Annotated in this window: 14 protein-coding genes; 6 read left to right on the plus strand and 8 right to left on the minus strand. The window is 35.3% G+C overall.

Annotation, left to right across the window (positions count from 1 at the left end; translation table 11 throughout):
* Nucleotide 1 precedes the first annotated feature (1 nt).
* The 4 genes from ACIQ1H_RS19615 to ACIQ1H_RS19630 form a co-directional block, all read right to left on the minus strand.
* Nucleotides 2-703 carry an amino acid ABC transporter permease gene (locus tag ACIQ1H_RS19615; RefSeq protein ID WP_139859594.1) on the minus strand — a complete coding sequence of 234 codons (702 nt, stop codon included), beginning with the start codon at nucleotides 701-703 and terminating at the stop codon, nucleotides 2-4.
* Nucleotides 704-715: 12 nt separating this feature from the next.
* Complete coding sequence (locus ACIQ1H_RS19620) at nucleotides 716-1453, minus strand: amino acid ABC transporter permease (RefSeq protein ID WP_402891144.1); 738 nt, start codon at nucleotides 1451-1453, stop codon at nucleotides 716-718.
* Between the two features lie 86 nt (nucleotides 1454-1539).
* Nucleotides 1540-2409: a transporter substrate-binding domain-containing protein gene (locus ACIQ1H_RS19625; RefSeq protein ID WP_173479217.1), complete on the minus strand. Its 870-nt coding sequence runs from the start codon at nucleotides 2407-2409 to the stop codon at nucleotides 1540-1542.
* A gap of 32 nt (nucleotides 2410-2441) precedes the next feature.
* On the minus strand, nucleotides 2442-3608 hold the full coding sequence (locus ACIQ1H_RS19630; RefSeq protein WP_402891147.1) for an acyl-CoA dehydrogenase family protein: 1167 nt from the start codon (nucleotides 3606-3608) through the stop codon (nucleotides 2442-2444).
* Nucleotides 3609-3886: 278 nt separating this feature from the next.
* Here ACIQ1H_RS19630 and ACIQ1H_RS19635 point away from each other — a divergent pair, with 278 nt between their 5' ends.
* Nucleotides 3887-4633, plus strand: coding sequence for a hypothetical protein (locus tag ACIQ1H_RS19635; RefSeq protein ID WP_402891149.1), 747 nt, complete (start codon nucleotides 3887-3889; stop codon nucleotides 4631-4633).
* A 159-nt stretch (nucleotides 4634-4792) separates the two neighbouring features.
* Here ACIQ1H_RS19635 and ACIQ1H_RS19640 read toward each other — a convergent pair whose 3' ends face one another.
* Nucleotides 4793-5167: a VOC family protein gene (locus ACIQ1H_RS19640; RefSeq protein WP_402891152.1), complete on the minus strand. Its 375-nt coding sequence runs from the start codon at nucleotides 5165-5167 to the stop codon at nucleotides 4793-4795.
* A 227-nt stretch (nucleotides 5168-5394) separates the two neighbouring features.
* On the opposite strand from ACIQ1H_RS19640, the gene ACIQ1H_RS19645 reads away from it, so the two are divergent.
* Nucleotides 5395-7344 carry a methyl-accepting chemotaxis protein gene (locus ACIQ1H_RS19645; protein ID WP_402891155.1) on the plus strand — a complete coding sequence of 650 codons (1950 nt, stop codon included), beginning with the start codon at nucleotides 5395-5397 and terminating at the stop codon, nucleotides 7342-7344.
* Nucleotides 7345-7394: 50 nt separating this feature from the next.
* On the opposite strand, the gene ACIQ1H_RS19650 is transcribed toward ACIQ1H_RS19645, so the two are convergent.
* Nucleotides 7395-7820, minus strand: a complete 426-nt coding sequence (locus ACIQ1H_RS19650; RefSeq protein WP_139860512.1) for a VOC family protein — start codon at nucleotides 7818-7820, stop codon at nucleotides 7395-7397.
* 291 nt (nucleotides 7821-8111) lie between these two features.
* Between ACIQ1H_RS19650 and guaC the strand changes: the two genes are divergently transcribed.
* Nucleotides 8112-9095: a GMP reductase gene (gene guaC / locus ACIQ1H_RS19655; protein ID WP_402891158.1), complete on the plus strand. Its 984-nt coding sequence runs from the start codon at nucleotides 8112-8114 to the stop codon at nucleotides 9093-9095.
* A 176-nt stretch (nucleotides 9096-9271) separates the two neighbouring features.
* On the opposite strand, the gene ACIQ1H_RS19660 is transcribed toward guaC, so the two are convergent.
* Nucleotides 9272-9496 (minus strand): phosphate-starvation-inducible protein PsiE, encoded by a 225-nt coding sequence (locus ACIQ1H_RS19660; RefSeq protein WP_173479212.1) that lies wholly within the window; start codon nucleotides 9494-9496, stop codon nucleotides 9272-9274.
* A gap of 264 nt (nucleotides 9497-9760) precedes the next feature.
* Between ACIQ1H_RS19660 and psiE the strand changes: the two genes are divergently transcribed.
* From psiE to ACIQ1H_RS19675, 3 genes are all read left to right on the plus strand, one after another.
* On the plus strand, nucleotides 9761-10210 hold the full coding sequence (gene psiE / locus ACIQ1H_RS19665) for a phosphate-starvation-inducible protein PsiE (protein WP_173479211.1): 450 nt from the start codon (nucleotides 9761-9763) through the stop codon (nucleotides 10208-10210).
* 582 nt (nucleotides 10211-10792) lie between these two features.
* Entirely contained in the window at nucleotides 10793-11830 is a 1038-nt protein-coding gene (locus tag ACIQ1H_RS19670; RefSeq protein WP_402891162.1) for a hypothetical protein, read from the plus strand.
* Nucleotides 11831-12085: 255 nt separating this feature from the next.
* Nucleotides 12086-13231, plus strand: a complete 1146-nt coding sequence (locus ACIQ1H_RS19675) for a SpoIIE family protein phosphatase (protein ID WP_402891165.1) — start codon at nucleotides 12086-12088, stop codon at nucleotides 13229-13231.
* 98 nt (nucleotides 13232-13329) lie between these two features.
* Here the strand turns inward: ACIQ1H_RS19675 and ACIQ1H_RS19680 are convergent, their stop codons facing one another.
* The gene (locus ACIQ1H_RS19680; protein ID WP_402891167.1) at nucleotides 13330-14187 is read right to left on the minus strand and encodes a CheR family methyltransferase; all 858 of its coding nucleotides are present in this window, start codon (nucleotides 14185-14187) and stop codon (nucleotides 13330-13332) included.
* Between the last annotated feature and the right edge of the window lie 4 nt (nucleotides 14188-14191).

Here is a 14191-nt window from a genome sequence, read left to right on the forward strand (position 1 = left end):
CTTAGGCATTTGCCATTTTGTATTTGCTCAAATGTTTCTCGTACCGCTTAAATAAGTATTCAACCGTACTACATAAAATTAAATACACTATGAAAATATCAAGATATGCTTCCACATAATTGTAGCCAACATTGGCAGCCACTTTAGCCTTCAATGTTATTTCGGGCAATGACATGGCATAGCCCAATGACGTCGCTTTTATTAAGTTCACTGTTGCTGTACAAATATTCGGCATTGCTACTACTAGAGCTTGTGGAATAATAATTCGCCGATAGGCTTGAAATGTCGTTAAACCGACCGCATGCGCTGCCTCCAGCTGGCCCTTCTCAATAGTACTTAAAGCAGAGCGGAATACCTCTATTAAAATTGCTGTTGTACTAAAAGCAAAGACAATGAACGCATACCAAATCGGATTGATTTTATAAATATCGTAAGTAATATGATATTTTTCAAAAATCATTTTTAGTAAGAGTGGAATGCTACTATAAATAATGAAAATCTGAATAATAATCGGAGTACCTCGAACAAAGGATACATAAATTTTTGCTAGATGATGAATGATTGGAATTTTGTTAATGCGTGTTAGCGCTAATAAAAATCCCAGTGGTAGGGCAACGAGCAACGCAACGACTGTTACAAGGAGTGCGATCGGTACACCAGATAATGCCACAAAAAAGGTTTCAACTAAAAATTGATAGTTCATAATTACGCCTCCTTACGTCGTTTCTAACGTTCTTTTTCCCTTGCCAAAAAACTTTTCCAACATAGCAAAGAATTTTTCAATAACAATCGATAGTACCCAATAGACAATCGCAAGTGCAATATATATTTCTAGTGCATGCGCATTGATATTACTAGCTATAATTAAATTCGCTTTCCCGACAATATCGATTAACCCGATTGTGTAAGCTAATGCGCCCTCTTGTAATAACGCAATCATCCCATTCCCAAAGTTCGGCAATGCAATAACAAGTGCTTGTGGGAAAATAATACGGCGATATGCTTGGAATGGTGTTAACCCTACGCTGACAGCCGCTTCATACTGCCCCTTGTTAATTGCCAAATATGCTGATCTAATGACTTCTGACATAATTGCAGCAAACTGCAATGTGAATGTTACGACTACAAAGAACGCTGTTTCTATAGAATGAAGATTTAAACCGATATTTTCCGCTAATGCAGGTACGCCGTAATATACAAGGAATAATAGAACGATAGACGGCGTACAACGCATAATCGTTGTATACAAATTCGCTATTTTTTGTAACACTTTCTTTGAACTTAACTTTGCTGCAGCTAATAACAAGCCGAAAATTGTACCTAATATAATCGAAGAACCTGCAACTAAAAAGGTTATTTTTAAAAACGGCAATAATAAGGGAATAGCGTTCCAAATGTACGATGCATCAAAATACTTCTCCATTTCCTCACCAACTTTATAAAATGTCTTCACTAAAGGCTGCTATGAAACAACACCTTCATTCTCCGTTTATTAAGAAAGACTGCTGAGTATGTTGACTCAGGCAGCCTTTAAAAAAGTTATCGATTAACGTTTTCTAACACTTCAAATAAATCACGGCCATAAAATTCTTTACTTAATTCACTTGTTTTCTTTTGCTCCTTAATTTGGGCAACCGCTTTATCGTAAGCATCTGCAAATTCTTGCTCTTTTTTATTGAACAGTGGCCATGTTTTAATCACTGCAAATTCGTTGTAAACAACTTCATCTTTTAAGTTATGATAAGCGCCATCATCGGCTAATACTTGCTGTTTAAATGGCCCTTCAATCATAACGCCACCATCAACGCGACCTTCATTTACCCATTGCACAACATCAACAGTGAATGCATCACCAGCTTGTAATTTAACTTCGTTAGTTGGATTGGCTTTGTTGTACTCATCAATAATTGTATACTGTGCATTGTTAGCAGCGATTGGCGCTAGTGAATAGCCCTTCGTTGCAAAATCTGACAATGTTTTTATACCTTCATCTTCTTTACGTAGCACCAAACCTGCACTACTTAACCCTAAAAACTCTTTTGGGAAAATAAACTTTTCAGTTCGCTCCTGTGTAAAGAATGCATTTTTTACACCTACTTGGTATTTCCCTTGCTCTACACCAATTAGTAAATCATCACTTGTAGTCCCTACGTATTCAAACTTGTATTCGGGTAATAATTCATCTACTAGCTTCATTACTTCCACATCATATCCAGTTGGATTGCCCTTATCGTCAATATAGCTAATTGGCTTAGAAGCTTGATCGTAAGCTACCTTTACTGTACGAACTTTAACCCCATCTTCTGTTTCATTTTTAGATGCTTCGCCAGAACTGCAACCTGCTAAAATAGCAAGAGAAGCTAACCCGACTGCGGCAAATTGAAATAATTTTTTCTTTTGTTTGAACATATATCATTTCCCCTTAATCTCAAGTGATTTTATTATTGTTCCTTTAGTTTCTGCTGCTCAATAGCAGCTGTCGCTAGTTTTATAATTGTCATATCATCCATTGGTGGGTTATGTAACCCTGCACGCACATTGCGATAATAGCGCTGTAGTGGATTCGTAAGCTGCAAACTTTTTGCTCCGACGACACGCATCGCTTTATCTACAATATCAATCGCGAGATTTGTCACCGTGTGCTTTGCAACCGCCATCTCATTCGTTAAAGTAGCGCGTCTAGCTGGATCATCATAAGCCTCTGCTACTCCATAAAGTACAAAGCGTGCCTGATGAAGCTTTAATTCAATATCACCTAATAACTGCTGTACATTAGGTAATGTACTAATTGGGGCATTTAAGCTATTTGGTTGATGATGATTAGCAAAATGTAACGCATAGTCACGAGCTGCCTGAGCAATCCCTAAATAAGTTGCTGGAATATGTAAAATCCAGCCATTAATTTTGCCGCCACTTGGATGATTCGGCAATTCTACTAAATAGTTTTTAGGGACAACGACATTCTCTAATACTAAATCATGACTGCTTGTGCCACGCATTGCAGACATTTCCCAGTTTTCTACAATGGATAGCCCCGTTACATCTTTATGAATAAGGAAGAAGCCGATTTGTCCCTTTTCCTCAATCCAAGCAGAAGTTAAAAAATAATCGAGTACAGGTGAAGCAGTCGTAAATATTTTACGGCCATTTAATAACCAGCCATTATCTGTAGATACAGCTGTAGTACCAGGGCGACCACCTCGTGTCGGACTACCAGTTGCTAATTCACTGACCGCTCGATTTATGATGGCACCTTTTTGTACTTCCGAGGCAAACGCTTGGAGAATATCGTCTGTCCATAGTTTCTTGTCATATATTTCGCCAACAACGCCAAGTGTCCATCCTAGTGAAAGAGAGGCGTTTTCGTCGTAGCTAGCTAGCGTTTCTTGAACGAGTATCATATCGTAAACAGATAATCCCTCTCCGCCATATTCTTTTGGTAATGTTAGTTTTGGATAGCCGATTTGTAATAGTAGCTTATGAGCCTCAAATGGGAAGCGCGATTGCTCATCGACTGCTACAGCCTCTGATTTAATTGGCTCCGCAATTGTTGCAAGCTGCTCCAACCAGTAGTGCTGGCGCTCAGTTTTAATAAATAACTCTTTCAAAAAAATCTCCTTCTTCCTAAATTATATAAAACATATATATTTACTAAGGATTAATGTTGTAAAAAAATCTCCACCTACATTTGTAGTGAGACCACTTTAGTACTGAATTTTCTGATTCATTGACATTATGATACGTTCAACATCTTTAATTGTCAATGGATAATTACAAGTTTTTTTGTAAGAATTATAGGGTTTTGCTTTCTCCTTATTTCAGCCTTTTATTTTATGCACCAAGCTGTATTTAAAACATATGCTAACACTAAGAAAGAGGTGTATAAATGACCAGAAATATTAATCCGTCTCCAAGTACTGTAAACATTACACATATAGCTCCCCAAATTATTCAAACGAAATTTGGAGATATAAATGGTGATGGCTTTTTTGATACGGTTTTTTTGATGGGCACTAAGACGTCGGAAAGCCCATTATGGCGTAATGTGACACTTGTTGTTTTTTACGGACAAACAAGACAATTCCAACAAATTGGGCTGAAACAAAACGTTGGATATAACCCTACGATTTTTCTAGGCGATCTTACAGGGGATCATATAGAAGATATTCTTGTTATTTCTGATACTGGTGGCAGTGGTGGGATAATTAATGGCGAGATTTTTTCCTCGAGAAACGGAACATTACTTTCAATATTTGATACGGAGTCATTTAATAATAAGCTAACTTACTCCGTCAATTATTTAAATAACTATAAAGCATCTGTCAGTAGCACAAATCCTAAAAAACGATATATTCTTGATTTAAGTTATAAAGGACCTGATTATTTAGCGGAAATTTATAATAAAGATGGCACGTTAAAGCAACCGATTGAAGGCTGGGTTGATCCTATTAGTGGTTTATACCCTGTTGATTATGCTCGTGATGGAACATATCAACTATTAGCCTATCAGGAAATTGCAGGTAGATATCATGCAGATGGATTAGGCTATGTTGAAAACATCTTAAAATGGAACGGTCAAGAATTTGTAGTTGATCGTCAAACCGTTTCCATATTTGGCGAAGATTTAGCATAAAAAAGTGAATATCGCTATACACTAAAAAGTCCGCATACATTTCTGCGAACAAAGCATAAAACAAAAGCCTTTGAGAAAAACAAAGGCAGTCTTACGCTATGTTCAACAGAAAGCAAAGCGGATTTTTATTTTTATAGAACATTTTAATGGCTCTAAATATTATTTTTCAATTAAAGCGAAGTAATTATTTTCGTTATCGGCGAAGTTAAAGACTCTCCCCATTGGCATCATAACTAAGTCCCCCACTTTAATGCCTTTCGCTTGGAAATCTTGATACATCTCCGTTATATTGTCGGCGTAAAACATTATAGAAGGTGTTCCTAAATTTAATTCGGGTTCCATTTTAGCAATCATTTCTTTGTTGTGTAGAACGAAGGTCGTTTGTACGCCTTTTTTGGGAGCAATTTCAATCCAGCGCATTTCTCCCTCCTTATTGTCCGCTACTACTACAAAGCCAATTTTCTCAGTCCAAAACGCTACAGCTGCATCTTGATCTTTTACATATAACATTACTTGTCCAATTTGTTGAATCATGACAAAACCCTCCCTTTTGAACAATAGTATACATCAAATGATAATTTATATGTCTTTAGTAGCCATGATTTTTAATGAATTTTTGAGATTTTCTTAATTATCTTAATAAAATAAATACTGATAAAGACTTAACTTTTGTTTTTTTTTTGTTAAAATGAGCTAGTCATCTATTATTTACCTTCTTGGGAAATGTATAGAACAATAATATTATAGTGAGGATAACAAACGTGACAAAACTAAGTTTACGAAAAAAGCTCATTTTTTCATTCTTAGCAATACTTCTCATCCCTACATTAATCATTGGTATCATTTCATACCAAAGTGCGGAGAAGCAAATTTCTAAGGAACAGCAAGCAAGTGCAACCGAAAGTATTCGAATGCTTGATACGAATATTACAGGTACGATTAAACCAAAGATTGCAGACATCCAATATTTCACTAAGAAAATTAACCAATCTTATTTACAAGAAAGTAAAGTTCCAGAGCTTAAATCGCTATTACAAGAATACGTAAATATGCACCCAGAGGTCGAGCTTGTCTACCTCGGCACGAGTGAAGGAAACATTATAGATGAGCCTGCACAACAATACCAAAGTGACTTTGACCCACGTACAAGACCTTGGTATACGCAAGCATTGAGTAATAAGGGGCAAATCGCCATTACACCACCTTATATTTCTCAAGCATCAGGTGCTATGGTTATTACGATTACACAAGCTTTACCAGATGGCTCTGGTGTTATTGGTTTAGATCTCAATATATCGACACTTAGTGACATTACTAATGATATTCACATCGGGAAAACGGGCTTTGCCTCACTTTTAGATAACAACAAAACATATATTTCTCAACATGATAAAGAAAGTGGTTCACAAGCTAACGAAAGCTATATTTCGAAAATTTATGAGCAAGATAGTGGCACAATTGTTGAAAAAGATCGTCAGCTACAATTTATCACCAATGAACTAACAGGTTGGAAGCTTGTTGGTACAATGTTTTCAGCTGAAGCAACAAAAGCTGCCGCTTCAACCTTTAATATCAACTTAATCATTATTGTTATTTCCATTATTGTCGGCGTTGTGTTTATGCTTCTGATGATTAAATCCATTGTGAATCCGATTAATCGACTAAAGCATAGCGCAATTAAAATTAGCGAAGGCGATTTAACAGAATTTATCGAAATACATTCTAAGGATGAAATTGGACAGCTTGGAGAGGCTTTCGTTTCAATGAAAGTTAATTTGAAAAAGCTTATTCGCAATGTTGATCGAAGCGTCCAACATGTGCAAGCATCTGCACATGGATTATCTGCGCATGCAGAGCAAAATATTGCTTCTTCAGAGCAAGTTGCACAGGCAATGCAACAAGTAGCAATTAGTGCAGAAAGCCAGACAACAGGTAGTGACCAAAATGCTATTTCTATTGAGGAAATTGCACAAGGCATTGTGGAAGTGGCCGATAGCGCTATGCAAGTTACAGATCTGTCTAGCACCGCTATTGTACAGGCAGAAGAAGGTGGTCAATCTGTTGAACGCACTGTCAACCAAATGAATTCCATTAATGAATCGGTTGCACAATCAGACAGAATGATTAAGTCACTTTACGATCGTTCGAAAGAGATAGGCTCCATTTTAGAAATTATAAGTGCTATTTCTGACCAAACAAATTTACTAGCTCTTAATGCTGCTATTGAAGCTGCTAGAGCAGGTGAACAGGGTAAAGGCTTTGCTGTAGTGGCCGATGAAGTAAGAAAATTAGCAGAGCAATCACATCAATCAGCAGAGCAAATTTCTTCGCTTATTACTGGTATTCAGCAAGATACTGCTAAATCTGTTGAAACGATGGTGAAAGCATCTTCAGATGTACAAGAAGGGTTACAGTTATCCGAAGACACAAGCAAAAAATTCGCTAGCATTACTGACAGTTTACGTAATATTGCACCAAAAATGGAGGGTATCTCAGCTTCCACGCAAGAAATTTCTGCCGTAGTGGAGGAAGTTTCAGCAACGGCTATTGAGTTAACCGACCATGCTAAGCTTAATGCTGCGGCTTCAGAGGAAGTTGCCGCCTCAACTGAGCAAACATTATCCTCAATGCAGGAAATGACTGCAGCTGCAAAAGCTTTACTCGATATGGCAGACGAATTGCAAAGCTATGTAAACCGTTTTAAATATTAAAAAAAAGCACGATGAACAAAGGTTTCCCTCTGTTCATCGTGCTTTTTATATCATGATTTAGCTTTTTCTTCATGGCTAATCTGCCACTCAATTCCGTATTTATCAGTTAGAGACCCATAACATTTACTCCAAAATGTTTCTTGTAGTTCCATCGTTACTTTGCCACCTTCTTTAAGGCCTTCAAATGCTTGACGTAATTGAGCTTCATCATCAGACACAACAGCTAATGTGACGTTGTTGCCTATTGTAAATGGTGAACCTGGGAATGTATCAGAAAACATTACCGTGCTTCCTAAAATTGATAATCGCGTATGCATAACGAGATTTTTTGCTTCTTCTGGTAATGGATAGCTTGGATCACTTGGTGAATCGCCAAATGTCATAATTTCAGCCTTGTCCGTATTAAACACATTTTCATAAAATGATACAGCCTCACGACAATTGCCATTAAAAATTAAATACACCTCTACCGCCATTTCCACCACTCCTTTGAATTTTCTGAAACAATTATATTGTACTTAGATTACGAACGATAAGCTAGTACTATCATGTGAAATCCTGTATAGTTTTACTTTTTCAATTACATATTATACTTATTAAAATGTTTGCGATTTTCTATGTTTTTGACACTTTCTTGTCTCCTCCTACATATTTTTTATTTATTTTGATAAAATCTTTGACTTTTACTTAAAAATCATGTAAATTACCAAATGGCGAACAATTTAAATTAAACATTTAAAAATATTCGTATTTTAGGAGTGTATATAATGGATAACGTATTTGACTATGAGGATATTCAACTAATTCCCGCAAAATGTATTGTAGAAAGTCGATCACAATGTGATACATCTGTTACTTTAGGTGGGCATAAATTTAAATTACCTGTAGTTCCTGCAAATATGCAGACTATTATTGATGAAAATATTGCAGCTAAACTAGCTGAAAACGGTTACTTCTATATCATGCACCGCTTTAATCCAGAAACACGTATTCAATTCATTAAGGATATGCAAAATCGTGGTTTAATTGCTTCGATCAGTGTTGGTGTAAAAGATGAGGAATATGCATTTGTAGAAGAGTTAGCAACTGCCAATTTAGTTCCTGAATTTATTACAATTGATATTGCACATGGTCATTCAAACGCTGTCATTCGTATGATTCAGCATATTAAAAAACATTTACCAAACAGCTTTGTTATTGCTGGTAATGTTGGTACACCTGAAGCTGTGCGTGAACTTGAAAACGCTGGTGCTGACGCTACTAAAGTCGGCATTGGACCAGGTAAAGTTTGTATTACAAAAATCAAAACAGGCTTCGGTACTGGTGGCTGGCAGCTAGCAGCATTACGCTGGTGTGCAAAAGCGGCAACTAAACCGATTATTGCTGACGGTGGTATCCGCACAAATGGCGATATTGCTAAATCTGTTCGTTTCGGTGCTTCAATGGTTATGATTGGCTCTTTATTTGCAGGTCACGAAGAATCACCAGGTGAAACAATCGAAATCGATGGTAAATTAGTAAAAGAATACTTCGGCTCTGCTTCTGAATTCCAAAAAGGTGAGAAGAAAAATGTTGAAGGTAAAAAAATGTTTGTAGAACATAAAGGTAGCCTACAAGATACGTTAACTGAAATGCAACAAGACCTTCAATCTTCTATTTCTTATGCAGGTGGCACTAAGCTAGAAGCTATTCGAAATGTAGATTATGTCATCGTCAAGAATTCAATTTTTAACGGCGATAAAGTATATTAAGATTTTTAAAACATCTGTTTTGCAAAATCACTTAAATAGACAAAATATCTCGGGAGCTCTACTTTCGAGGTATTTTGTTTTTTATTTTATAGAGGAACGTTGTTCACCATTAGGATAAAAAAAGACTATAGGCAAACTCAAATTGCTTTGAATTTGTCTATAGTCAGAAATAATTTTTACAGCTTGTTGATTACTGCATGCAAAGTTTCTTTTAACTCTGCATCATACTTAGAAAGGTCAACAAGGTTACCTAAGCGCTCACGTAATACAGGACGTTCAATGACTAATTTCTCGTCAAGTACTTTTACTAATAATTCAATAATAAGACGGTCACGAACATCTAATGCTTCTTCTAAACGCTCTGGTGTAATTTTCGCATCATTTTTTGCTGCATTTGCCATTTAAAAAAACCCCTTTTATTTTATATTCATGCACATCTATTTTAGCATACCGCCTAATTTTTTTAAAAACTTTCTTTTACAATACTATACAGTAATTTACAGTATTACGTATTCCATATTTACGTTGTCATGTTATATTTTATAGTATGAACAAAATACACGAAATAGTAACAATTATTCTGACAGTCACCATTCTCTTTATAATGTTTTTTTCATATTCTATAAAATAAATATTATTTTTAAATAAGAAAATGGAGGAATAGCATGAACCAAAAGCATTATACGTATATGCAACTTGTGAAAGCTGTGCCAAAAACTTTACAATTATTTCTTAACGTATGCCTTGTATTATTAGCTCTTATATTAGCCTTCCTGCTTATGAAAGAACTAATTGAATTTCTACACATCTTATTAGCAGATGGTACTGGTGATTATAAACTTTTCCTCGCAAATATTTTAATTTTCTTCTTATATTTTGAATTTATTACGATGATTATTAAGTACTTTAAAGAGGACTATCATTTCCCTTTAAGATACTTTATTTATATTGGCATAACTGCCATGATTCGATTGATTATTGTGGAGCATGATCATCCTATTAACACTTTAATCTATTCGCTTATTATTTTAATTTTAATTATTAGCTATTTCATTATCAATATTACCCCATTAGAAAGACCTGTTCGATCATCAATTCTTTTTAAAAAGGAGTAGAAAGTTCCTCTCCTATTATTAAAAGGCTGTCAATTATCAGCGACAAAATACGGTTGTGTAACGGCTATGTAATAAGTCAACGGCAACTTGCCTACACCACCTAATGATCCCGTAGACCATAATAGACTATAGCAGGCTCATTGCTGATACTAATCGTTCTATTGTTTGTTGGGACGCTTTCCCTCGCCCTGGATAGGTGCCCATCACATATTTACATCCTTTAACATGTCATCTTCCTAAAGTAATTTCTTTACCATTCGCATTTACCTTCTCCTGTTTTCCAAAATAATTTTGGTTTAGTCCCTTTGCTTTTACATTATTTCACGCATCTATTAATAACATATATTACCACAGGACTTTTAATACTGTATGATAAAAGGAAAGCACCATAAATAATGCGCTTGCCTCTCAAGCCGCATGCATTCTTTAACGACAATTATCACTCTCTATACAGTACGCTGTAAAACAAACACAGTATCGAAGCTTGCCCCAAAAGATTATGTAACAGTATGTATAGCTCTGTCTTTATTTAACTTCTAACATTGTTGTAAGAGCTATATACATTACTTGAGGAGGATGAAAATGCTGAATCTGATTGATGCCTATATTTATGAAGTGACGAGAAGGATTGCGAAAAATAAGCGAAATGCGATTGAGCTTGAGCTAAAATCGACAATTGAGGATATGTTACCAGATAATTATTCGGAATTAGAAGTTAAAGAAGTGCTAATGAAGCTTGGAGACCCTGCAAAACTAGCTGTGAACTATCAAAATGGCCCAAAATATTTAATTGGCCCTGAATTATACAATACTTACATTCAGACAATGAAATTGATTATTCCCTGGGCAATCCTTATCACATTGATTGTTCACCTTGTAAGTAGTGTTTTTTCATTTCCAGAACAAGGAATATTTTTGACTACAATTATCAAAGCATTTACTACAACAATTGGCAGCGTTATTGGCGTAGTGTTACACGTACTTTTTTGGGTTACCATTACATTTATTATAGCGGAGCGCTATAGTGCCACTAATATTCAAATTCCATTTATTACGAGGAGCAACGAATGGACACCTGAAGATTTAAACAAAGTTATAGTAAGCTCCAAAAGCAATAACATTCCCCTAAGTGATATTATATTTAGCTTTTTAGGTATAGCCTTTTTTTCTTTCATCTATTTTAACGCTTCTCGTCTTATCGGAATTTACTCATCTGACGACAGAATTGGCTTAAAATTTGTCATGCCCATTTTTAATCAAGATACCCTTTTGTCCTTTAAACCCATTATTTTATGTTGGATTGTATTAAGTTTTGCCTTAACTCTATATAGATGGAAGGTTCGGCAATGGACCATGCCTATTGCCGTCACAAGTGCACTTCTTCAATGTTTCGGCACCATTGTTTTTATAGTCATGGCAAACCAGCCTGACCTTATTCATAGTGCAGCTATACCATATATGGCAGCTATTATGGAAACCACATCTACAAAGATTATGGTAACATTAGACCGTATACTGTTCGTTTGTATTGTTATTACCATTCTAGCAAGTGCTTTTGATATTTATAGTGGTTTTAAGAGGGCTAAATTAAATAAAAATGAAACTTTTTTTAAAAAATAGGTTAGAGAATCGTTTAAATAGGGTATAAGTTTAGTTGTTATTATTTCTCTTCCATTGACGACTTTCACCTATGAAAAACATAGTCCCCTCTGTAATATAATAACGCAAACTTAATACCTAGTAATATATACCTTAATTTCATTAAAATACCGTTATTATCTAATGTTTTGTATAATAATGATATTAAGAGTATTTTTAATACAATTTATAATCTGCACTTCATCAACGTTCAAGCAGAATAAGGGGAAATAAACTATGACAATTCTTCTTGTAGATGACAATCAAGTCAATCTATTCGTAATTGAAAAAATTTTAAAGAATGCAGGCTATGAAAACTGTGTTTCTCTTTCATCAGCTTATGAACTTTTTGACTATCTTCAATTAGATGCTAAAAATCCAGCAGGTAGTTCAGTAGAGTTAATACTTTTAGATATTATGATGCCTGAAGTGGATGGTATTGAAGCTTGTAAACGAATTAAACAAAATGAAAAATTAAAAGACATTCAAATTATTTTCGTTACAGCATTAGAAGATAAAACCAAGCTGGCTGAAGCACTCGATATCGGAGGGGTCGATTATATTACAAAACCCATCAATAAGACGGAACTTCTTGCAAGAATTCGTGTTGCCCTACGATTGAAGGCTGAATTAGATTGGCATACAAAACAAGAAGCAAAAATCAAATATGAATTAGATTTAGCTACACATGTACAGCGCAGTTTGTTAAGTGCACCTTTACATGAAGATAATATTCAAATAGAGGTTTCCTATCTACCATCCTCTAATTTAGCAGGCGATATGTATTATTGGTATAAAATAAATGATCACCGCTACGCCATCATTTTGCTTGATATGATGGGTCACGGTATATCAGCTGCACTTGTTTGTATGTTTATTTCGTCCGTCCTACGAGAAGCTGTTAAACAGCTCGTGGAGCCTGAGCTGGTTATAAAGGAACTAAACCGTTATATGACACTGTTACAGAATGCTAAGGAAGAAAATATTCATTACTTCACAGCTATTTACATAGTGATTGACACTGAACAAAAAATGATTGAATACGTAAATGCCGGTCATCCTTCTGGCTACGCTCTTGTTGATGAAGAAACATTAGTTCCTTTAAATCAAGGAAGCTGTGCTGTCGGTTTCTTTGAGGAAATTAAGGTAGAAAAGCAATTTATCCAATATCAAAAAGATGTACAAATTGTTTTATATACTGATGGTGTTTTAGAGGCGATGGGTCCGTGCGAAATAGAGTCTGAAAAACATTTGCAAACGCTAACATCTAGTAAATGGAATTATACGCAATGTCTTATTGATAACCTGCTTCCGAAAGAAAAACAAACAAACCAACCAGACGATATGTGTGTATTAATGATTCAAGCACAGGCATTAAATTAGACAGCGACAAATACAAAAATCCGCATACACTTCTGCCAATGACATGCATTAAAGCAATGTCGAAGCAGAAAGTATAGCGGATTTTTTATTATCATTTATTAATCTAACTTTTGATAAATTTTCTCAATGGCTACAGTCTCTTTATAGTTCGAAATAATGGCTTCACAGCGAAGCGTCTCCTTATCTCCTAAGCATAAAAAGCCATTTGGACTTAGGCTCTCGTAAAATAAATGATGTACTTGGCTTTGTAATACAGGTGAAAAGTAAATTAATACATTGCGACATATAATTACATGGAATTCATTAAATGATTGATCCGTCACTAAATTGTGTTGTGCAAAAATAATGTTTTTTAATAGTTCAGGATGGAAATAGGCATATTGATAATCCGTCTTATAGTATTCTGAAAAAGCATGGCTCCCGCCTGCAAGCATATAATTTGTTGTATATGCTTGCATTTTCTTAATGGAGAATGCGCCCCTCTTTGCCTTCTCAAGCACATGCTCATTCATATCTGTTGCGTAAATCACCGCTCTATCTATTAGTCCCTCTTCCTGAAGTAAAATCGCCATTGAATAGACTTCCTCACCTGTTGCACATCCCGCATGCCATATTCGAATTTCTGGGTACTGCTTTAAATAAGGAACAACTTCTTTACGGAAAGCTTTAAAGAAGCTAGGGTTTCGAAACATTTCCGTAACGTTAATTGAAAAATCATTTAATAGCTGCTCCAAAAAATCTTCTTCGTGTATAACCTTTTCCAGTACACGAGAAATCGTTGGAATATTATTAACCCTCATTCGATTGTATATTCTACGAGAAATAGAAGATTGATTATATTGTCGAAAGTCAAAACCTGATAAACGATAGACTGCTTCGAGTAGTAACTCAATTTCCATATTCGCATGCTTATTCATTTGCTGCTTTAGCTCAAAATTTTGGAATTGATTATCCATACTG

This window comes from Lysinibacillus sp. NPDC097279 (assembly GCF_044761745.1).
In the GTDB taxonomy this organism is placed as follows: Bacteria; Bacillota; Bacilli; order Bacillales_A; family Planococcaceae; genus Lysinibacillus.

What these genes read in the sequence shown, in the direction of transcription:
- ACIQ1H_RS19660 (WP_173479212.1), bottom strand. Translation starts at nt 9,496, where the DNA reads ATGGCAAATGCAGCAAAAAATGATGCGAAAATTACACCAGAGCGTTTA.
- ACIQ1H_RS19675 (WP_402891165.1), top strand. Translation starts at nt 12,086, where the DNA reads ATGACAATTCTTCTTGTAGATGACAATCAAGTCAATCTATTCGTAATT.
- ACIQ1H_RS19625 (WP_173479217.1), bottom strand. Translation starts at nt 2,409, where the DNA reads ATGTTCAAACAAAAGAAAAAATTATTTCAATTTGCCGCAGTCGGGTTA.
- ACIQ1H_RS19615 (WP_139859594.1), bottom strand. Translation starts at nt 703, where the DNA reads ATGAACTATCAATTTTTAGTTGAAACCTTTTTTGTGGCATTATCTGGT.
- ACIQ1H_RS19640 (WP_402891152.1), bottom strand. Translation starts at nt 5,167, where the DNA reads ATGATTCAACAAATTGGACAAGTAATGTTATATGTAAAAGATCAAGAT.
- psiE (WP_173479211.1), top strand. Translation starts at nt 9,761, where the DNA reads ATGAACCAAAAGCATTATACGTATATGCAACTTGTGAAAGCTGTGCCA.
- ACIQ1H_RS19635 (WP_402891149.1), top strand. Translation starts at nt 3,887, where the DNA reads ATGACCAGAAATATTAATCCGTCTCCAAGTACTGTAAACATTACACAT.
- ACIQ1H_RS19650 (WP_139860512.1), bottom strand. Translation starts at nt 7,820, where the DNA reads ATGGCGGTAGAGGTGTATTTAATTTTTAATGGCAATTGTCGTGAGGCT.
- ACIQ1H_RS19680 (WP_402891167.1), bottom strand. Translation starts at nt 14,187, where the DNA reads ATGGATAATCAATTCCAAAATTTTGAGCTAAAGCAGCAAATGAATAAG.
- ACIQ1H_RS19670 (WP_402891162.1), top strand. Translation starts at nt 10,793, where the DNA reads ATGCTGAATCTGATTGATGCCTATATTTATGAAGTGACGAGAAGGATT.
- guaC (WP_402891158.1), top strand. Translation starts at nt 8,112, where the DNA reads ATGGATAACGTATTTGACTATGAGGATATTCAACTAATTCCCGCAAAA.